Origin of the sequence: Corynebacterium sp. 51B, from assembly GCF_008930785.1 — a bacterium.
In the GTDB taxonomy this organism is placed as follows: domain Bacteria; phylum Actinomycetota; class Actinomycetes; order Mycobacteriales; family Mycobacteriaceae; genus Corynebacterium; species Corynebacterium megadyptis.
The window spans coordinates 1-19,942 of the sequence record NZ_PQMK01000004.1 but is presented as its reverse complement, the minus strand read 5'-3'; the positions used below and the strand labels follow the sequence as shown (position 1 = coordinate 19,942).

The 19,942-nt window shown below is 65.2% G+C and carries 19 protein-coding genes; 14 read left to right on the top strand and 5 right to left on the bottom strand.

Translation table 11 applies throughout. The features are described from left to right. The first annotated feature begins 85 nt into the window (after nt 1–85). The 3 genes from glmM (at nt 86) to GBB14_RS05785 (ending at nt 3,390) form a co-directional block, all read left to right on the top strand. Nucleotides 86–1,429: a phosphoglucosamine mutase gene (gene glmM, locus GBB14_RS05795; RefSeq protein WP_151528896.1), complete on the top strand. Its 1,344-nt coding sequence runs from the start codon at nt 86–88 to the stop codon at nt 1,427–1,429. 150 nt (nt 1,430–1,579) lie between these two features. Further along, nucleotides 1,580–1,903 carry a hypothetical protein gene (locus tag GBB14_RS05790; protein WP_151528895.1) on the top strand — a complete coding sequence of 108 codons (324 nt, stop codon included), beginning with the start codon at nt 1,580–1,582 and terminating at the stop codon, nt 1,901–1,903. Further along, on the top strand, nt 1,900–3,390 hold the full coding sequence (locus tag GBB14_RS05785; RefSeq protein ID WP_151528894.1) for a hypothetical protein: 1,491 nt from the start codon (nt 1,900–1,902) through the stop codon (nt 3,388–3,390). The genes GBB14_RS05790 and GBB14_RS05785 overlap by 4 nt, the downstream gene beginning before the upstream one ends. 312 nt (nt 3,391–3,702) lie before the next feature. Here the strand turns inward: GBB14_RS05785 and GBB14_RS05780 are convergent, their stop codons facing one another. Further along, a complete protein-coding gene (locus GBB14_RS05780) occupies nt 3,703–4,569 on the bottom strand; it encodes a dienelactone hydrolase family protein (protein ID WP_151528893.1) in 867 nt (288 codons plus the stop codon). Between the two features lie 154 nt (nt 4,570–4,723). On the opposite strand from GBB14_RS05780, the gene glmS reads away from it, so the two are divergent. Continuing rightward, nucleotides 4,724–6,589 (top strand): glutamine--fructose-6-phosphate transaminase (isomerizing), encoded by a 1,866-nt coding sequence (gene glmS / locus GBB14_RS05775; RefSeq protein WP_151528892.1) that lies wholly within the window; start codon nt 4,724–4,726, stop codon nt 6,587–6,589. 67 nt (nt 6,590–6,656) lie between these two features. Here glmS and GBB14_RS05770 read toward each other — a convergent pair whose 3' ends face one another. After that, nucleotides 6,657–7,394: a CPBP family intramembrane glutamic endopeptidase gene (locus GBB14_RS05770; RefSeq protein ID WP_151528891.1), complete on the bottom strand. Its 738-nt coding sequence runs from the start codon at nt 7,392–7,394 to the stop codon at nt 6,657–6,659. A 43-nt stretch (nt 7,395–7,437) separates the two neighbouring features. On the opposite strand from GBB14_RS05770, the gene alr reads away from it, so the two are divergent. Both alr and tsaE read left to right on the top strand, forming a co-directional pair. Beyond that, nucleotides 7,438–8,601, top strand: a complete 1,164-nt coding sequence (gene alr / locus GBB14_RS05765; RefSeq protein ID WP_151528890.1) for an alanine racemase — start codon at nt 7,438–7,440, stop codon at nt 8,599–8,601. A gap of 6 nt (nt 8,602–8,607) precedes the next feature. Beyond that, nucleotides 8,608–9,096, top strand: coding sequence for a tRNA (adenosine(37)-N6)-threonylcarbamoyltransferase complex ATPase subunit type 1 TsaE (gene tsaE, locus GBB14_RS05760; RefSeq protein ID WP_151528889.1), 489 nt, complete (start codon nt 8,608–8,610; stop codon nt 9,094–9,096). On the opposite strand, the gene GBB14_RS05755 is transcribed toward tsaE, so the two are convergent. Continuing rightward, nucleotides 9,074–10,561, bottom strand: coding sequence for a hypothetical protein (locus GBB14_RS05755; protein WP_151528888.1), 1,488 nt, complete (start codon nt 10,559–10,561; stop codon nt 9,074–9,076). The genes tsaE and GBB14_RS05755 overlap by 23 nt on opposite strands. Nucleotides 10,562–10,816: 255 nt before the next feature. Between GBB14_RS05755 and GBB14_RS05750 the strand changes: the two genes are divergently transcribed. Further along, nucleotides 10,817–12,271 carry an MFS transporter gene (locus tag GBB14_RS05750; RefSeq protein WP_151528887.1) on the top strand — a complete coding sequence of 485 codons (1,455 nt, stop codon included), beginning with the start codon at nt 10,817–10,819 and terminating at the stop codon, nt 12,269–12,271. Here GBB14_RS05750 and GBB14_RS05745 read toward each other — a convergent pair. Continuing rightward, entirely contained in the window at nt 12,268–12,720 is a 453-nt protein-coding gene (locus tag GBB14_RS05745) for a methylated-DNA--[protein]-cysteine S-methyltransferase (RefSeq protein WP_151528886.1), read from the bottom strand. The genes GBB14_RS05750 and GBB14_RS05745 overlap by 4 nt on opposite strands. Nucleotides 12,721–12,757: 37 nt before the next feature. Here GBB14_RS05745 and tsaB point away from each other — a divergent pair, with 37 nt between their 5' ends. From tsaB to groL, 7 genes are all read left to right on the top strand, one after another. Further along, nucleotides 12,758–13,432, top strand: coding sequence for a tRNA (adenosine(37)-N6)-threonylcarbamoyltransferase complex dimerization subunit type 1 TsaB (gene tsaB / locus GBB14_RS05740; RefSeq protein ID WP_151528885.1), 675 nt, complete (start codon nt 12,758–12,760; stop codon nt 13,430–13,432). 157 nt (nt 13,433–13,589) lie between these two features. Continuing rightward, nucleotides 13,590–14,090, top strand: a complete 501-nt coding sequence (gene rimI, locus GBB14_RS05735) for a ribosomal protein S18-alanine N-acetyltransferase (RefSeq protein WP_370451568.1) — start codon at nt 13,590–13,592, stop codon at nt 14,088–14,090. Nucleotides 14,091–14,104: 14 nt separating this feature from the next. After that, nucleotides 14,105–15,133 (top strand): tRNA (adenosine(37)-N6)-threonylcarbamoyltransferase complex transferase subunit TsaD, encoded by a 1,029-nt coding sequence (gene tsaD, locus GBB14_RS05730; RefSeq protein ID WP_225976613.1) that lies wholly within the window; start codon nt 14,105–14,107, stop codon nt 15,131–15,133. Between the two features lie 152 nt (nt 15,134–15,285). Beyond that, nucleotides 15,286–15,714, top strand: a complete 429-nt coding sequence (locus GBB14_RS05725; RefSeq protein WP_151528883.1) for a hypothetical protein — start codon at nt 15,286–15,288, stop codon at nt 15,712–15,714. A 190-nt stretch (nt 15,715–15,904) separates the two neighbouring features. Further along, a complete protein-coding gene (locus GBB14_RS05720; RefSeq protein ID WP_151528882.1) occupies nt 15,905–17,263 on the top strand; it encodes a sodium/glutamate symporter in 1,359 nt (452 codons plus the stop codon). 178 nt (nt 17,264–17,441) lie between these two features. Beyond that, nucleotides 17,442–17,741 carry a co-chaperone GroES gene (gene groES / locus GBB14_RS05715; RefSeq protein ID WP_151528881.1) on the top strand — a complete coding sequence of 100 codons (300 nt, stop codon included), beginning with the start codon at nt 17,442–17,444 and terminating at the stop codon, nt 17,739–17,741. Between the two features lie 18 nt (nt 17,742–17,759). Further along, nucleotides 17,760–19,376, top strand: coding sequence for a chaperonin GroEL (groL, locus tag GBB14_RS05710; RefSeq protein ID WP_151528880.1), 1,617 nt, complete (start codon nt 17,760–17,762; stop codon nt 19,374–19,376). A gap of 84 nt (nt 19,377–19,460) precedes the next feature. On the opposite strand, the gene GBB14_RS05705 is transcribed toward groL, so the two are convergent. Next, nucleotides 19,461–19,736 (bottom strand): WhiB family transcriptional regulator, encoded by a 276-nt coding sequence (locus tag GBB14_RS05705; protein WP_151528879.1) that lies wholly within the window; start codon nt 19,734–19,736, stop codon nt 19,461–19,463. Nucleotides 19,737–19,942 lie beyond the last annotated feature (206 nt).

The following is a 19,942-nucleotide window of genomic DNA, read 5'->3' as shown; positions in this document are numbered from 1 at the left end:
CATGGGCACGGGTCATACGTCTGAGCACCACCGCAGGGGAATGTCTGGCGTGGGATCGGGGTAGCCGAGCGTGCATAATGGAGGAATGACTCGACTCTTCGGAACAGACGGTGTACGTGGATTAGCCAATAAGAAGCTGACGGCCCCCTTGGCGCTGCAGCTCGGTGCAGCGGCTGCGGAGGTACTGACAAAGGAGTACCGCAACTCCAAGCGCCGCCCCGTCGCCATCGTGGGCCGCGACCCGCGCGTCTCCGGCGAGATGCTGGCCGCGGCGATCTCCGCGGGCATGGCATCGCGCGGTGTGGACGTGTTGCGCGTCGGCGTGATCCCCACCCCGGCGGTGGCATTTTTGACCGATGATTATGGCGCAGACATGGGCGTGATGATCTCCGCCAGCCACAACCCCATGCCGGATAATGGCATCAAGTTCTTTTCCGACGGCGGCCATAAACTGCCCGATGAGGTAGAGGATGAGATCGAGCGCCGCATGGACAATATCGCCGCCGAAGGCCCTACTGGGCACGGTATCGGCCGCGTGATTGAGGAAGCCTCGGACGCCCAGGAACGCTATCTGATGCACCTGGCCCAGGCCGTGCCGCAGGATCTTTCCGGGATCAAGGTGGTGGTGGACTGCGCCAATGGTGCCGCCGCCGAGGTAGCCCCATTAGCCTATGGCGCCGCCGGTGCCGAGGTGATCCCGATTCACCACAAGCCGAATTCCTACAACATCAACGATGGCTGCGGCTCCACCCACATCGAGGAGGTGCAGCGCGCGGTCCGCGAGCACGGCGCCGATATTGGCTTGGCGCACGATGGCGACGCCGATCGCTGCCTCGCCGTGGATGCCGAGGGCACCATCGTTGATGGCGATCAGATCATGGCGATTCTGGCCGTAGCGATGAAGGCCAATAGCGAGCTACGCAAGAACACCCTGGTGGCCACCGTGATGTCGAATCTGGGGCTGAAGCTGGCCATGGAGGACGCCGGCATTGAGGTGCTCACCACCCAGGTGGGCGATCGCTATGTTCTCGCCGAGCTCAACCGCAGCGGCTATAGCCTTGGCGGCGAGCAGTCCGGCCACATTGTGATCCCCGATCACGGCACCACCGGCGATGGTGTACTCACCGGTCTCTCGCTCATGGCCCGCATGGCCGAGACCGGCTCGAGCCTGAAGGAATTGGCCACCGTGATGACGGTGCTGCCGCAGATGCTCATCAACGTTCCGGTCTCGGACAAGTCCGTAATCATGGATCATCCTCGGGTCAAGGAGGCCATCACCAAGGCCGAGGCGGAGCTGGGCGACACCGGCCGGGTGCTGCTGCGCGCCTCCGGCACAGAGGATCTCTTCCGCGTCATGGTGGAGGCCGCCCACGAGGAGCAGGCCCGAAAGGTGGCCGGTCGTCTGGCCGCCGTGGTCGCTGAGGTCTAAACCCTCCTCGCGGCATCATTCCCGCGGACTGCGCACAATACTTCTGCGCCGCGGGAACCTCCGAGGGGTAAGTGTGCGTCTAACTCGGTGAGAAGGTGCGCCCTGTCAGGGTGCACGCCGCCGTTTCTTTGACCTCGCATGGGGGAGGCTATGACGCACACTGACATAGATGTCGATCCACCAACCGCGCTGGCGCATACCGCCGAGTTGCTCCGCACTATCGCCGAGAACACGAGCGCGCACCAGCGCCACGCACCACAGTTCCCGCCCGCCGCGGCAGGGAAGGGGCTGCGGGAACGCGGTGAAGCTCTCGCCCGTGTCTTTACCCAACTGCACACCGATACCGCCACTGCTTTAGACGCAGCTCGCTTATCGACGCATACCGCCAGCGATCATCTCCGCGCCCTCTCAGAGCAGGACCACGAGGTGGCCGACGCTCTGCACCGCATCGATAGGGCAGGTGAGGGCAGATGAACAGCTCCGTGACCTGCTACGCCTCCACGGTGGAGGCGCTGCGTCTGGCCGCGGGCAGGCTCTATGCTGGGCCGCAGATCAGCGCCGAGGAGTTAAGCGCCGCCGCCGAGAATCTCGCCGGTTTGGATACTTCCGCACTACGCACAGCCGCGAGCTGCGCCCTAGGGGAATCCGCCCCGCAGGACGCCGGCCGCTGGGTACAGGAGGTGCTCAGCCCCGCTCTCGCCGGAGTGGCCGAGGGGGCCATGTGCGGCGGCCTGAGCCGCGCTATGCGGCAGTGGGAGCAGCGGGTAGACGGTGCCGCAGCAGTAGAGGCGGCCGCGCATTCCTGCGCCGATAGCATCGAGGCGGTCGCTAGCAGTGCCCATGAGGCGGCGCAGGCGATGACGCTGAGCCTTGATGAGGCAGTACGTGCGGTGTGCCACGCCCTCGAATTGCTGGGCAGTAGCGGTGCCCGCGGGCTGGCGCAGCAATTAGTGCACATGGGCGCAGGGCTCATCGATAGCGCCGGCCAGCAGCTGCTGGGTATCTTCGGCGATCATGACTCCGCCGTGGCGGGCTGTTTTGATGAGCTGATCGCCCACGCTGAGCAGCACTGCGCCACCGAAGCTCCCGCGTGCACCCCGGAGCCGCCGTGTGAGCCCGCGGCCGCCCCGCCCATAGCGAAGCCGGAACCCTGCGTGACAGAGACTCCCGCACCGCAGCCAGCACCGGTACCAGCACCGGCGCCTGCGGCAGCACCCCAGCCGGCGCCGTCGGTAGAGCCGCAGCCGGCCCCACAACCGGCCCCAGCCTGCGAACCCGCGTCCGCCGCGCCGCCGCCACAACCACCGACAGCACCACCTAAGCCCTGCGTGCCAGACACCCCGGCGACCCCGCCACCGGCTCCTGCTCCCGCCGCCGCGCCGCCGTGCCCTGCTGCCGAGCTCGGGCAGCTGGTGAGTGGTTCGGCACTCACGGTGGGGCAGGCGATGGCCAGTGCTGCCGCCGTGGGAGTGGCACAGGCTCAGGCCTCGCTTCATGCGCACCTCGAGGCCGCTATCGCCGGCACTATCGAGGTATCCGCCGAGCTCGGACAAGCACCCAGCGCCTGCCCGCCCGCGCCGGTAGTGGAGTGCCCGCCGGTGGTAGACGAACCCTGCGCCCCGGCGGCGCCGGCTGCCGACCCCGCACCCGCACCGCAGCCCGAGACTGAGCCAGAAGCGCCTCAGCCGGCCGATCCCTGCCCGCCGGAGGATCTCGTCGCTGTGCCCGAACCCGAGCCGCCGGCGCAGAAGGTGGCTATGCAGAACGTGGCGCAGGAGGCAGCCCCAGCTCCAGCCCCAAACCCTGACCCAGCCCCAGAACCGGCACCGGCCGAGCCAGAACCAGAACCGCCCGCCGAGGCTGCCGCACCGGCAGCAGCTGCCGGCGATGCCGCCCCACCGACTGACGAAGGAGACCACAGTGAGCACACCAGCTGGCCCCACAAGGCAGGTGCATGGTGACTAACGTGAACCCCGATTTCCTCCGGCACCTCGAAACCTTCCAGCGTCACACGAGTGCGCGGCTAGCGGAGTTTTCCCGCTCCCTCGATGAGCTCACCGCCCAGGCGCGGCGCGAGGCGCGGAGCAGCGCAGAACACACTCCCGCCCCGTCGCATAGGAGCACCACGCAGCGCCCGGCGGTGAATGCGGCAGAGCGGGCATGGCCGCGCCCAGCGCAGAAGAAACCCGCCCCGCGCGGTCCTGTTCGGGGAGTGCTGAGAAACTCGCCTTAAAGGCACCGCTCGGGGCGGGGATGAAGATCAGATGTGGAGGTTAGTCCTGCTCGGCATCCTCAGTGGAGGCATTCACATAGGGGTCGTGCTTGGCTACCTCTTCGCGTAGCTCTTGGCGGGTCCAGCCGGTCACGCCCTTGCCCTCAGCAGCGAAGGCAGAGAATGCCGAGTACTTGTTCTCCCCAGCGAGCTGGTGCAGCAGGAAGCCGGTGACTAGGCCGCGGGCGGTCTCTTGGGGGCCGAACTCGAGCCCGCTGATTCCGGTGAGGAGCTTGCTCACGCTCGCCTCGCGGAAGCCGGTCTGGCTCGCCTTGTCCACGACGCGGAAGGCGACATCGCCGCCCCAGTTGAAGGCCACCTTCGGCGGGTTGCCCATATCGAGGAACTCGCCGCGGCCCGGGGAGAGCACCAGCCCGGGCACGTTCACGTGGCGGGCGGCTTCCTCGGAGGAGGGGGCAGTAACGGAGGGGTAGATGGCGGCGACGGCCTTGACCAGATCGCGGTCCACGGCGGCAAGGATCGCGGCGCCGGCTCCCATGCCGTGGCCCACCAAGCCGATTTTGCCCGGGGCGACGGTGATATTGCCTTGGCCGAGCTTCACCCCTGCGGCAATCTGCATGCAGGTTTCTAGATCGGCGGCGAAGCCACGGTGATCGGGGGCGAAACCGGTCTCGGTGTCCGGTGCCACCGCCACAATGCCCCAGCTCGCGAGGTGGCGCAGGGTGGCGTGGTAGCGCTTAATGCCCTGTCGCCAATCGTGGCCAAAGGCCACTGCGGGCAGTCCCTGGCCCTCGGCGGGCGTATAAACCTTGCCGGGGATACCGGCATAGGACAGATCGCCCACGAGCACGCGGTGGGGGCCACGCTTGGACAGTTTGCTTAGGTGTTTCTTCAAGTTCTCAGCCACGGTGTTCAAGGATAGTCTATGCACGCCAGGCCGTGGGGCTGCGGCTCCGGCCGGAGAGTGCACGGCCGAGGTGCAGGGGCGGGCTTTATGGCTCGCGGCGCGCGGTGAGCTGCTGCGAGGGGAGGTGTCTCTGGGTTGGGTTAGGATGAACGGCATGTGTGGAATCGTTGGATACATCGGTCATCGTGAAGGCTTGGATGTGGCGCTCGGCGCCCTCAAGCGCATGGAATACCGCGGCTATGACTCTTCAGGAATCGCCGTCGCAGACGGTGCGGGCAGCATTAATGCTGTGAAGAAGGCCGGCAAGATTAGCAACCTCGAGATGCGTATCGATGAGGAAGGTGCCGATAACTTCCGGGGCCACACTGCTGTGGGGCACACTCGCTGGGCTACGCACGGGCGCCCCACCGATAGCAACGCCCACCCGCACCTGTCTGCGGATGGCAAGGTGGCCATTGTGCACAACGGCATTATCGAGAACTTCGCGGTGCTGCGCGAGGAGCTGGAGCACAGCGGCGTGGAGCTGCTCTCGGAAACCGACTCGGAGGTGGCTGCCCACATGTTGGCCGCCGCCTATAACGAGGGTGAGACCAAGGGCGATTTCCAGGCCTCGGCCCTGCATGTGCTCAATCGCCTCGAGGGCGCATTCACCCTGCTATTTACCCACGCCGATCACCCGGGCACCATCATTGCGGCCCGCCGTTCCACCCCGTTGATCGTTGGTATCGGCGAGGACGAGATGTTTCTTGGCTCGGATGTGGCGGCCTTTATTGAATACACCAAGGACGCTGTTGAGCTGGGCCAGGACAACGTGGTGATCATCACCCGTGATTCCTATGAGATCCTCAACTTCGATGGCAGCCCCGCTGAGGGCAAGCCCTTCACCATTGACTGGGATTTGAGCGCCGCCGAGAAGGGTGGCTTCGATTCCTTCATGATGAAGGAGATTCATGAGCAGCCCGCGGCGGTGCGCGACACCTTGGCCGGCCACTTCCAGGACGGCCGCATCGTCTTGGACGAGCAGAACTTCAGCCAGGCCGATCTCAAGGCCGTGGACAAAATCTTCGTGGTGGCCTGCGGTTCGGCCTATCACTCGGGCCTGCTGGCCAAGTACGCCATCGAGCACTGGGCCCGCGTCCCCGTGGAGATCGAGGTAGCCAGCGAGTTCCGTTATCGCGATCCGGTGCTGGACAAAAACACCCTGGTGGTGGCTGTGTCCCAGTCCGGCGAGACCGCCGATACGCTCGAGGCCGTTCGCCACGCCAAGGCCCAGGGCGCCAAGGTGCTGGCGGTGTGCAACACCAACGGGGCGCAGATTCCCCGCGAGTCCGATGCGGTGCTCTACACCCACGCCGGCCCGGAGATTGGTGTGGCCTCCACCAAGGCCTTTTTGGCGCAGGTGGCCGCCAACTACATCGTGGGCTTGGCCCTGGCGCAGGCCAAGGGCACCAAGTACCCGGATGAGATCACGGATATCTACCACGATCTGGAGTCCATCCCGGAGAAGATCGAGACTCTGCTCGCCGTCGAGGACGAGACCAAGCGCATCTCGGAGGTGCTGGGCGCGATTCCCACCATGCTGTTCTTGGGCCGCGGCGTGGGCTTCCCCGTGGCGCTGGAGGGCGCGCTGAAGCTGAAGGAGCTGGCCTATATTCACGCCGAGGGCTTCCCAGCCGGTGAGCTCAAGCACGGCCCGATCGCGCTCATCGAGGATGATCTCCCCGTGGTTGTGGTGGTGCCCTCGCCGCGCGGGGTGAAGCTGCTGCACTCCAAGATCGTCTCGAATATTCAGGAGATCCGTGCCCGCGGCGCGAAGACCATCGTGATCGCCGAGGAGGGCGATGACGCGGTGGAGCCCTACGCCAACTGGCTCATCCGTATCCCCGAGACCTCTACGATCATGCAGCCCCTGCTGGCCACCGTGCCGCTGCAGTTCCTCGCCGCGTTCATCGCCCGCGAGTGCGGTAACGAGGACATCGACAAGCCCCGTAACCTGGCGAAGTCCGTGACTGTGGAATAGTCCCAGCAACAAAAAGAACTCGAGCTCACATGCCGTGGTGCTCGAGTTTTTGCTTATCGACGCCGTCCTAGAGCCACGTCCACGCCGCCGCGGCCGCCAGCGCCCCGGTGGCGTTGAGCGCCCAGTGCAAACCAATGGGGGCGATCACGCTATCGGTGTGGTGGCGCAGCAAGGTGAGCACCGCGCCGGCACCGGCAGTGGCCAGCACCGCTAAGCCCACCCCGATCCAGGTGCCGAGGCTGCCGGAGCCGAGCAGCCCCGATAAGCCCGCGTTGGAGGCGGTCAGCCCCAGCGAGGAGCTGATATGCCACAGCCCGAACAACACAGAACCCGCCCCAAACACCAGCTTGGTGCCGCCGAGGCGATCGAGGGAGGCGTGCAGCATGCCGCGAAAAGCCAGCTCCTCCGGAACCACGGTTTGCAGCGGGATAATCACCAGCGCGGCCAGCAGCGCGCGGCGCAGCGTGGCGTAGGAGTCATTGAGGAAGAACTCGCGCGTCAACGGCAACGCCAGCCCAGCACCCACCACGAGGATCACCGCCGCCATCGATATCCCAGCCCAGCGCGCCCCGCGACGCAGCGTAGCCCGGGAGATCCCCATCGCTTGTGGGGTATAGCCGCGGGCGAAGGCCACCAGCACCATCGCCGCTACTCCCAAGGGCACCGTGGAACGATAGGACGCCAGCTCGGTGAAGTGGGCGAGGGAATTGATGATGGCGAGGCTGCCGACCAGGAGGGCGACGTCGATAAGCGCTGAGCGCCGCGATCGTGACAGGTGGGGGCGGCGGGCAGCGGAAACGAACATGCGGTTCATCCTACGCTGCGGTGACAGTGGCACAATGTGGCTTATGGATTTGCTCAGCACCACCATTGATCTTGAGGCGATTGCGCACAATACCCGTGCGCTCAAGGCGCGTGCCGGGAATGCCCAGCTCATCGCGGTGGTGAAGGCCGATGCCTATGGTCATGGCATGGCGGAATGCGCTGCCGTGATGGCGCGCGAGGGCGCCGATATGTTCGGGGTGGCCACCCTGCCTGAGGCGCTCGAGCTGGTCGCCGCGCTGCGCCCGCGCGGCTATGAGCAGCCGGTGCTGTGCTGGCTCTGGCATCCCGCCCAGGACCTTGATGCTGCGCTCGCAGCAGGGGTCGTGCTAGGCATCGCGAACCTGGAGCAGGCCCGAAGTCTTACCGCCCAGCTACAGGGGCGCCCCATCACCGTGCACGTCAAGGTAGATACCGGGCTGAATCGCTCGGGGGTGGATGAAGAGGAGTGGGAGGAGATCTTTCACCTGCTCGCCGCGGCCCCTACGGTGACGGTCGATGGCATCTTCAGCCACCTGGCCTGCGCCGATGATCCCAGCAATAGCAGCATCGACGCCCAAGCAGAGTTGCTGCGCCGCGCCTGGGACTGCGCCCAGCGCTGCGGCCTGCGCCCACGGCTGCGGCATCTGGCCAATTCGCCAGCCACCCTGACGCGCCCCGATCTCTACTTTGAGGCTATCCGCCCCGGGCTGGCGCTCTATGGGGTCTCTCCCTTCGCCGGAAGAGACGTGAAGGAGTGGGGGCTTCTCCCCGCGATGCGGTGGACGGCGCGGGTGACCACCATCAAAACCACCCACACCGGCGAGGGCGTTAGCTACGGGCTGACGTGGCGTGCCCCGCGGGAGAGTGTGACCGCCGTGGTGGCGGTGGGCTATGCCGATGGGCTGCCGCGCGCCATGCAGACCCGGCGCGGCGAATCCGATCTCTGGGTGAGTATCAAGGGCCAGCGCTATCGGCAGATCGGCCGGGTGTGTATGGATCAGATCGTGGTGGATCTCGGGGATAATGCACAGGGGGTGGCCATCGGCGATGAGGTGGTGCTCTTAGGCGATGGCAGCGCGGGAGAGATGACCGCCGCTGAGCTCGCCGCGGCCGCCGGCACGATCGCCTATGAGATGGTGTGCGCCCCGAAGGGGCGGACGGTGCGGCACTATATGCCGGCTCAGCAGCACAACCCAGTGGAGGAGTAGGAGTAGATGCTTAAAGAGTGGCCCGCCTCTGGGCAGGAGCGTTGCGAGGAATTGGAGGACACCCACGCCTTCGGGGAACGGCTCGGCCGTGTCCTCGAAGCTGGGGATGTGGTGATTCTGGATGGCCCGTTGGGGGCGGGAAAAACTAGTCTCACCCAGGGCATCGCCCGCGGCATGAATGTCAAAGGGCGGGTGACCTCGCCGACCTTTACTATCGCTCGGGAGCATCGCCCGCGCGGCAGCGGCCCGAGCCTGATCCACGTGGATGCCTATCGTTTGCTCGGGGAGGGCAGCGGCCCGGTGGATCCGGTGGGCGCGCTTGACTCTTTGGATATGGATAGCGAGCTGCACGAAGCGGTGGTGGTGGCCGAGTGGGGTAAAGGCTTGATGGAGCAGCTCGCCGAGCACTATCTGCTGCTCACCCTCGATCGCCATTCCGCGGTGGAGGCCGACCCGGACTCGGAGGCGCGCCTCATCTCTTGGCAGTGGCACTAGCTGCGCGTGGGCGCCTCCTCCGCAGCACCCACGAGGGCGAGCGCGAGGGCGGCGCGCCGCCGCTGGCGCTCGTGGCGATGCTGAGGCGGTGGAGCAGATATTCCATGGGGCCGCGCCGCCAGCGCAGGCGATAGAGCGAGGTGCCGAGCAGGACGATCAGCAGTTGGATGCTGAACACACTCACGTCCTGCCAGCTATAGGGCTCGGCGTCCGGTGCTGGGATCTCGCCGACGCTGCCATCTGTATCGGGGGAGTACTCGCCGATGAAGCGCTCAGCACTCTCTCTGGCCGCCGCGGGGGAGTCGAGTGCGAGAAGCTCATCGCGGAGCTCTTCCTGCTCGGCGGACAGCGGCGGCGGTGAGCCGATAACGGGATCGGGCTCGGCCATGTAATAGTCCAGGGTGTACTCGCTGAGAGCGCGCTCGAACTGCTCGCTGTTGAGAGGCCCGCGCAGGCGCATGTGGAGCACATCCAGGGCGCGCTGGCGCTGCTGCAACACCTCTGCGTCCGCGGAGTCGGCCACCGAGTCGCCTTCTTCGTAGCGTGTGCTGCCCGGAGTTGTGTCTGGGTCATCTGGGCCGAAGTCATCTGTGCCGAATACGGAGGAGCCGAATACCGGGGCGGAGGAATAGCCATCCGCCGCGGGATTGAGCGCCGCCGTCAGCGGCGCGGTGAGCAGAACGTGGGTGACGTAGACCGTCAGGGCCATGGAGCCGACAGCGTGCAGCGGGTAGAAGTGGGCATATCGCAGGGCCACGATGACGGCCACGGCCGCAAGCCCGGTAACCGCCATATCGCCGATGGAGCCGCTGTGCGGCAGCGGCAGCAGATAGAACTCGAGCGCAGCGGACAACGGCGAATCTGTCATATCTGCGGGGGCGAGAAAAGAATCGTTGTGATCAATAAGCACGAAGCGGGCAAGGACGGCAGCTGCGCCGGCGGGGATGCACCACAGCAGCGCTCGCGCCCAGTACACCCTGGCGAGCAGGACCCCGAGGAGGGTGTAGGCCAGCCATGCCGGCAGCGGGTAGGCGCCGTCTCCTATCAGGCCGATGGGACTCATCGACATAAGCAGCGCCGTCTGCAGCAACGGCGCGATAAGCACGAGCACCCCAGTGAGAATGACTAAGCGCCGCGTGCTCCACTGGGCGAGGGGCGCGAGCAGGATCTGTGCCACGCCAATGGTGCCGAGGACGACGGCGATCGCGCCGCTGAAGGGCGTGAGGACGATACTCACCGCGATCAGGGCGATGCCTCTGATGGTGGCCACGCCCCAATCATGTCTGTCCACGATGATGGCCAAGGTGATGCCGCTGAGCACGGCGAAGAGGGTAGAAGGATAGCCGTCCGAAAGATCTGTGAGTACGCTCGGCCCGTGATACACGGTGTGCGCGTACATCATGCCGATGATCGCGAGCGCCCGTGCGATATCGAGCCCATCGACTCTCCGCGGTGATGTCGCCATGGCTCATAACTGTAGGCGCGTCCAGTGGGCAGCGCCGGAGAAAGAGGAGTATGAGTAGGGTGGTGCTGCGTTCAGCCGGAGCACTACTCCACGAATTTTTTCGAGGAGTGCTCGGCCCAGCACGTCGGCAGCGAGAGATGCCGCCTTCCCGCCGTATCGGGTCTGTGTAGAAGCGACGCTGCGGCTGTGCATGATCGGCGCCGATGAAGGACGAGCCCAGTGTGGTGACGATGGAGAGATGAGGAGACTAAGCAGTTGAGTACCACCCCCGCTGCCGCGGATCCTATTCGCTGGAAAATCCTCGGGCTCATGCTCGTGTCCGTGTTTATGTCCCTGATGTCCGTGAGTATCATGAACGTGGCGCTGCCCGCGATCCAGGCCGGCCTGGGCGCCACCCACACCGATATCCAATGGGTGCTCTCCGGCTACACACTCGTCTTTGGTGCCTTCCTCGTGCCCGCCGGTCGGGCCGGAGATATTTTCGGCCGCCCTGGGTTTTTCCTCATCGGCCTGATTGTGTTCCTCAGCGGTTCCGTCGCAGGTGGCCTGTCACCTACTCCCGCCTTCCTCGTGGGAGCCCGGCTGGTACAGGGCATGGGTGCGGGGCTGATGAATCCGCAGCTGATCGGTATGATCCAGTACTATTTCACCGGTAAAGAACGCGGCCGTGCCTTCGGTTTCTTCGGTTCCACCGTGGGCATCGCGGTGGCCATTGGCCCTGTGCTCGGCGGATTCCTCATCGGCCTCGGCGGGGAAGACTTAGGCTGGCAGCTCACCATGTTCGTCAATCTGCCTATCGGGTTGATCGTGCTGATCTTGGGGCTTTTATGGTTCCCGCGGCCGCTGGCGAGCGCCGATCCGGTGCGCACGGCGGACGGCAGCTACAAGATCTCCTCGGTAATCCGCGCCATTGACCCCGTGGGCGTGGCGCTGCTGACCAGCGCCGTGCTGCTCTTCCTGCTGCCTTTCGTGGAAGGAAAAGAAAGGCCGTGGGTGTGGTTCTTAGTGCTGGTCTCCCTGTTGCTGCTCACCGCTTTCGTGCGCTGGGAACGCTCCTATAAGGATTCCGGCCACGCCCCCATGGTGGATCTCGATGTGCTGGTTGTCTCGAGTTTCCGCAATGGCGCCGCGCTATCCTCGCTGTATTTTTTGGGCATCACCAGCATCTGGGTGATCGTGGCCATGTACTTCCAGCAAGGTTTGGGCTATTCGGCGTTCGTGGCCGGCTCCGTGGGGATCCCCGCCGCGCTGGCCTCCTCGCTCTCTGCGGACTGGGCCGGCCGGCGCGTGATGGACCTCGGCCGCCCGCTGGTCGTGGGCGGCATGCTCGTGGCCACCACCGGCATGATCTTGAGCATCCTGGTGATCCTCGGCGAACACCGCGGCATGCTCAGCGAGTGGTGGCTGGTGGCCACCCTCGGCATCGTCGGCGTGGGGCAGGGCAGCGTGATCAGCCCGAACCAAACCTTGTCGCTAGCGGATGTGCCCCAAAACTATGCCGGCTCCTCCGGGGCGGTGTTGCAGGTGGGCCAGCGCATCGGCACCGCCATCGGCCTGGCCATGATTACCGCCGTGCTCTTCGCCCTGCTGGAGCGCGTGGCCTGGCCGGTAGCCGTGGCCGGCAGTTTCGGCATCATCGTCGTCATCATGCTCAGCGCCACCGCGATCGGGGTGCACGATGTGCGCCAGCGCCGCGCCACCGCCGACTAGATCTCCACGCCCTCCAGGCGCAGCAGCCGGCGCTTCAGCTCCACCCCGCCGGCATAGCCGCCGATACTGCCATCGCCGCGCAGAATCCGATGGCAGGGCAAAAACACGGGCACAGGATTGAGCCGGAGCGCCGTGCCGGTGGCGCGCACCGCCTGGGGATGGCCGGCCCGCGCTGCGAGCTGGCCATAGCTAAGGGTCTCGCCATAGCCCACAGTGCTCAGAGCCGCGGAGAGATGGCGTCGAAAAGCGGTGTGGGGGCGAGAGTCCCACGCCACCGAGAACTGCCGGCGCTCGCCCGCGGCATAGGCACACAACTCCTCGCAGGCCTGGCGCAGCAGGTCAGAAGCTGGGGCGATGGGCTGCTCCGCGCCGAAATCCACCCGAGTGATACCGTGCGCGCCCGCGGTGAGAGTAAAGGCGCCCACGGCGGTGGTCACTGTTGCCTGCATAGGCTCCTAGCCTAGCGGGTGGGTAGGGTGATACATCGTGTTGTGCTTAGCCATCGATACCTCCACACCTACACTTGTCGCCGGCATCGTCGACACCGCCCACGGCGAGCTCGCCGTGCAGCTGGTGCGCGACTGCCGCAAGCACAATGAGGTGCTTATTCCTACCATCCACGACTGCGCCGCCCGCGCCGGCTGCACCCTGCCTGATCTCGACGCCATCGTGGTCGGCTGCGGCCCGGGGCCCTTCACCGGCCTGCGCGTGGGCATGGCCACCGCCGCCGCCCTCGGCGATGCGCTCGGCATCCCCGTGCACGGAGTGGTCTCTCACGATGCGATCGCCCAGCAGCTTATCGACGCCGCCTCCCCGCCCAGCAGCCTCCTCGTGGCCACCGACGCCCGCCGCCGCGAGGTCTACTGGTCCCGCTACCGCGACGGCCAGCGCAGCATCGGACCCGAGGTGCACGCCCCCGCCCATGTGGCCGAGCTGCTGCAGGACGATCCGGTGGAAGTGCTCAACTGCCCCGCGCACATTGAGCTGTCCGCCACGGCGCGGCGCGTGGATATCAGCCCCACCCCGGCATCGCTGGTGGCGGTGGCGGAGTGGGGACGTGAGCCCGAGCCGCTGGTGCCGCTCTATTTGCGCCGGCCCGATGCCGTGGAACCCGCGCCGCGGCCGCTATCGCCGGCGATCCCCGACATCAATCTGGGCTAGCGGCTGCGTATAGTGTCGAAGATAAGCGGCGCATCGCGGCACCGCCCGTGTAGCGCCGGGCATCGCCCATCAACACCGAGTGAGACCCGTCAAGGAAGTGTGAACTGTTCCCGTGAGTGACTCCAACCCTGCGTCATCATCCACCCCGCGCCCTGCGATCACCGACGACGATGGGCAGCTGATCCTGCCCGACGCGCTGCGCCCGTTGAACAACGAGGATGCCCCGCGCTGCGCCCAGCTGGAAAAGCAGCTCTTCGGCGAGGATGATCCGTGGAGCGAGCAGGCCTTCTACTATGAGTTCGCCGGCCGCACCATCTATCTCGGCTACGAGGACAATGGCGTGCTCGTGGGCTATGCCGGCCTCGCCATGCTCGGGCCGGAAGATGATCCCGAGTTCGAGATCCACACCATCGGCGTGGACCCCGACTACCGCCGCCAGGGCATCGCCACCCTCATGCTGCAGGTTTTCGTGGACGTGGCCGACTACTATGAGGGTCCGATCTTCCTCGAATGCCGCACCGATAACACCGCCGCGGTGACGCTCTACCAGCGCTATGGCTTCGGTGTCATCGACGAGCGCAAGAACTACTATCAGCCCTCCGGCGCCGATGCCTATGTGATGCAGCGCAATCCGCACGGCGCCCCCAACCCCAGCTAGGTCAATTCACAGTCGTGTCACGCTTTATCTGCGGGATCGAATCATCCTGCGACGAAACCGGTGTCGGCATCATCGAGCTCTTCGAGGATGGCCGCATGGCCGTCCGCGCCAATGCCGTCGCCTCTTCCATGGACCAGCACGCCCGCTTCGGCGGCGTGGTGCCCGAAATCGCCTCCCGCGCCCACCTGGAATCCATCCAGCCGGTGATGCACCAAGCCCTGCGGGAGGCCGGCATCGATAAGCCCGATGTCGTGGCCGCCACCGTCGGCCCCGGCCTTGCCGGCGCGCTGCTGGTGGGCGCCTCCGCCGCGAAGGCCTATGCCGCGGCTTGGGGCGTGGACTTCTACGGGCTCAATCACCTCGGCGGCCACGTGGCCGTCGCCGCTATCGACGGCGAGCAGCTGCCGCACTGCGTGGCACTGCTGGTTTCCGGCGGGCACACCCAGCTACTCGAGGTGCGCGCGGTAGGCGAGCCCATGGTGGAACTGGGCTCCACCGTGGACGATGCCGCCGGTGAAGCCTATGACAAGGTGGCCCGGCTGCTGCGTCTCGGCTACCCGGGCGGGCCCGTGATCGACCGCCTCGCCCGCACAGGCAACCCCAAGGCCATCGCCTTTCCCCGCGGCATGCGCAAATCCGCCTATGATTTCTCCTTCTCCGGGCTCAAAACCGCCGTCGCCCGCTATGTGGAACAGGCCGAGCGCGAAGGCCGAGTGATCGATATCCCCGATGTGTGCGCCTCCTTTCAAGAAGCCGTGGTGGATGTCCTCACCGCCAAGGCGGTGCGCGCCTGCCGCGACACCGGCGCCAGCGTGTTGCTGCTTGGCGGGGGAGTGGCCGCCAATTCCCGCCTGCGTGAGCTCGCCCAGCGGCGCTGCCGCTCCGCCGGCATCGAGTTACGGGTGCCGCCGCTGAGCTACTGCACCGATAACGGAGTGATGATCGCCGCGCTCTGCGCCGAGCGGATCCGCGCCGGGGCTGCTCCCTCGGATCTCAGCGTGGGCACCGACCCCTCGCTTGAGGTGGAACAGCCCCAGGCTTAGTTGCCGCAGCGCACACGCGGGGTGAAACTTTGGGAAACATCTGCTGAATTGTGCGGCGAAGGCAGGCGCCTGGGTTGGTTGCTCTGTTAGACACAGAAGATGTCCCTGCGCCCGCGCGCTCCTCACGCAGAACTAGCAAAGGTTGTTTTTCCATGCCCCGTGGCCTGCTCGTGCACCCCGATTCCTCTTCGCAGCTGATTACCTTCGAGCTTGAGGACGCCGCCTCGTATCTCGGCGCCGACGGGCAGCGTTTGTCCGTCACCTTCCGTGATGATGGCACCACCGTGGCCGCGCTCTACGCCGCCGCGGCGGCCAGCGAGGGCGCCGAGCCCAACCCCGTGGCATCCATGGGCCGCCAAGAGGCCACCACCGGAAACTCCGCCTTCCTCACCGACCCCACCAATGCCGTCTGTGGGCCGGTGCTCTTTGTCGGCGCCGATGGCTCCGATATCAGCGATGAGGATATCGAGCAGGTGCGTTCCGGTATCCGCGCTGTGGACAACTACCGGGAAGACGAGCCGGAGGATTATGCCCTCTGGCGCGCGGCAGTGCTCAACCTCGGCCGCCGCGCCGCCGAGTAGACGCGCCCCGTGCAGCACGGGCCTCGCCCTCCCGCGGTGCCCCTCGCGTCCACGACAGCGCCCGCTCGTCGTGGGCGCTTCCTCCTGTGTGGGGGAAGGTTTCGAGACGCTAAGAAAAGTCTGTAGTGTAGCTGACATTGTTGTAAATATGGCTTAAGTCATAGAGCTTCCACAGATGTGAGGTACACAGATGGATGATTTTTCGCCCTATGTTTTGCTCTTAGACCTTGGCTGGATCTCCGTGTTGCTCGTGGTGGGCAAACTGCTGCGGCGATTCGTGCCGGTATTCCAAAAACTCATGGTGCCCGCGCCCATTACCGCGGGCATTCTCGGCCTCGCCCTTGGCCCCGAAGGGCTGGGCTGGATACCCTTCTCCGATCAGCTCAACACCTACACCACCATGCTCATCGCGGCCGTCTTCGGCGCATTGCCCTACACCATGAACTTCTCCCAAGAGGTTCGCTCCGGGGCGCGCACAATGTGGTCGGTATCGGTGTCGATGTTCCTTACACAGTGGGGCATATTCGCCCTGCTCGGCGTGCTCCTCTTCGCCCCGCTTTTGAGCACGCCCGAGTGGTTCGGCGCGATGGTGCCCGTCGGCTTTGTGGGCGGCTTCGGCGTGGCCGCAGCGGTTGGCGGATCGCTAGAAAGCCAGGGCCAAGAAGCCGCGATGACGCTCGGCTTCACGGCGGCGACCGTCGGCACCCTCGCCGCCGTGGTGGGCGGGGTGATCATCGCCAAGTGGGGGTCGTCTACGGGCAAGACCTCGCAGCTGCCGGATTTTTCCAGCCTCTCCGACGATATTCGCACCGGCTGGATCGGCCAGAGCAGCGAGCGCCCCAGCGTGGGTAAGGCCACCACGAATCCTTCCTCGATCGAGCCGATCGCCCTGCATGTCTCCGTCGTGGGTATCACCATGTTCGTGGGCTATCAGATCAAGCTGCTGCTCGAGTCGCTATTTCCGGTGCTGTCCGTGCCGCTATTTGCGTCCTCGTTCGTCGTCGGCATGCTCGGGGTGGGGCTGCTGCATATGGTGAAAGCGCCCCACTTTGTGGATAAGGACCTGGTGGGCTCCATCTCCGGCGGGTTTACCGACTATCTCGTGGTCACGGGCGTGGCCGCGATTATTCCCGCGGTGGTGGCCGACTATGCCCTAGCGCTGGTGCTGCTTTTCCTCTTTGCTCTGGCGTTCTGCTGTGTCTACGCCTTTGTGGTGGCGCCGCGCGCCTTCAAGGATCCGTGGTTTGAGCGCGCCCTCTTTGGCTGGGGCTGGTCCACCGCCTCTGTGGCCACGGCGATTGCCATTTTGAAGATCGTGGATCCGAATATGAAGTCCGGCACCCTCGAGGAGTTCGGCGTGGCCTATGTGGGATTCGCGCCCATCGAGATTCTGGTGATCATTATTGCCCCCATGCTGATCCTCGGTGGCTTTACCCTCGGGCTGGGTGCGGCCACCCTGGGGGCGGGGCTAATTATCCTGTCCCTGCCCTTTATCGCCCAGTGGCGCCGCCGATCCTCCGCAGACGCGGGCGCATCGACGTCAGGCTGAGGCCCCAGACCCGAGAACTCAGCACCCTAGCAGTGGGCACAGTTGAGCGTTAGCACTCACGGGGGTAGAGTGCCAATAGGTTGTGTGACCCACAGTTGTTCACCCGCGACGACGGCTGTGCTGGAAGTACCAACCGGCACATGGAAACCATTCTTGCTATGTCATATGGAGGAATATCGTGGCGAATGTAAACATCAAGCCGCTGGAAGACCGCGTCCTGGTCCAGATCAACGAGGCCGAGACCACCACCGCATCCGGTCTGGTTATCCCGGACTCTGCTAAGGAAAAGCCGCAGGAAGCCACCGTCATCGCTGTGGGCCCGGGCCGCTGGGGCGACAACGACGAGCGCGTCCAGATGGACGTGAAGGAAGGCGACGTCGTGGTGTTCTCTAAGTACGGCGGAACCGAGCTGAAGTACAACGGCCAGGAGTACCTGCTGCTGTCTCAGCGCGACATTCTCGCAGTCATCGAGAACTAAGGAGGGGTCGAGCCACTTATGGCGAAACTCATTGCTTTTAACCAGGAGGCCCGCGAGGGCATCCAACGCGGCGTCAATACTCTCGCCGACGCCGTCAAGGTCACCCTTGGCCCCCGCGGCCGCAATGTGGTGCTCGAGAAGGCCTTCGGCACCCCGACCGTCACCAATGATGGTGTCACCATCGCCCGCGATATCGACGTGGAGGAGCCCCTCGAGGACCTCGGCGCCCAGCTGGTGAAGTCTGTGGCCATCAAGACCAACGACGCTGCCGGCGATGGCACCACCACCGCCACGCTGCTCGCCCAGGCGCTTATTGACGAAGGCCTGCGCAACGTAGCGGCAGGCTCCAACCCCATCGGCCTCAACCGCGGTATCGCGGCTGCGGCGGAGAAGACCGTGGAGCTGCTCAAGGCACGCGCCACCGACGTCTCCGCTGCCTCCGAGATTGCGAATGTGGCCACTGTGTCCTCGCGCGATCCGGAGATCGGCGAGATGGTGGCCGGCGCCATGGAGAAGGTGGGCAAGGACGGTGTGGTCACCGTTGAGGAGTCCCAGTCCATGGAGACCACCCTCGACATCACCGAGGGCGTGTCCTTCGACAAGGGCTTCCTTTCTCCCTACTTCATCACCGACGTCGACGCCCAGCGCGCCGAGCTGGACGATCCGCTGATCCTGCTGGTGCGCAACAAGATCTCCTCGCTGCCGGACTTCGTGCCGGTGCTGGAGAAGATCGTGGACTCCAAGCGCCCCGTGCTCATCATTGCGGAGGACATCGAGGGCGAGCCGCTGCAGATGGTTGTGGTCAACGCCCTGCGCAAGACCCTCAACGTGGTGGCCGTGAAGTCCCCGTACTTCGGCGATCGCCGCAAGGCCTTCATGGATGATCTCGCCGTGGTCACCAACGCCACCGTGATCGACCCGGAGGTGGGCATCAACCTCTCCGAGACTGAGATGAGCCACTTCGGTTCCGCTCGTCGCGTCACCGTGACCAAGGATCAGACCGTGATCGTCGATGGTGCCGGCTCCGCTGAGGACGTCGAGGTGCGCCGCGAGCAGATTCGCCGCGAAATCGAGTCCACCTCCTCCACCTGGGATAAGGAAAAGGCGCAGGAGCGTCTGGCCAAGCTCTCCGGTGGTATCGCCGTGATTAAGGTGGGCGCCGCCACCGAGACCGAGGTCGGCGAGCGCAAGCTGCGCGTGGAGGACGCCATCAACGCTGCCAAGGCCGCTGCCGATGAGGGCATCGTGGCCGGCGGTGGATCCGCCCTGGTGCAGATCGCCGAAGAGCTCAAGGCCTATGCCGAGGAGTTCGAGGGCGAGGAGAAGATCGGTGTGCTGGCTACCGCCCGTGCTCTGACCAAGCCCACCTATTGGATCGCCGCCAACGCAGGTCTGGACGGCGCCGTCGTCGTCGCCCACACCGCAGAGATGGACAATGGTTCCGGCTTCAACGCCGCTACCTTGGAGTATGACAACCTCATTGAGCAGGGAATCATTGACCCTGTGAAGGTGACCCACTCCGCCGTGGTGAACGCCACCTCCGTGGCTCGGATGGTGCTGACCACTGAGGCCTCCGTGGTGGATAAACCGGCCGAAACCGAGGAGCAGGAGGGTGGCTGTGGCCACCACCACTAAACTCGGCTAATAATGCAGCAACGCCCAGCGCTCTGAATTTCTCAGGGGCTGGGCGTTTATGCTGTGGTGGCTCCAGCGAGACGTTTAGCGGGTGCGGAGGATAATGGCACGCTCGGATTCAGAGAGCCCGCCCCAGATGCCATAGGGTTCGCCTACCCGCAGGGCATGGTCACGGCACTGCTCGAGGACGGGGCAGCCATGGCAGACTTCCTTGGCTTTGTTTTCGCGATTGAGTCGGGCGCGGCCGCGCTCCCCATCGGGGTGGAAGAACACCGCGGACTCGTGCCCGCGGCAGGCTCCCTTCATCTGCCAATCCCAAAAATCCGTGTAGGTACCGGGTAGCTCGCTCGGCTGGGGCATGAGGATGCTCCTTGATGAATAAAAGGCGTGTGAACAAGACGGTGGTGATACGCCGATCAGTGTGCGCGCTACGGGTAAACGACACATTAAGCATTCATGGCACCTGATTTAAAGAACTTCTTTTCCTAACAAACGCATATGCGCTGTACAGGGGCTATGGGGCGATATGAACGATGCGTGAACTCTTGGGTGGGGGCATACAGGGG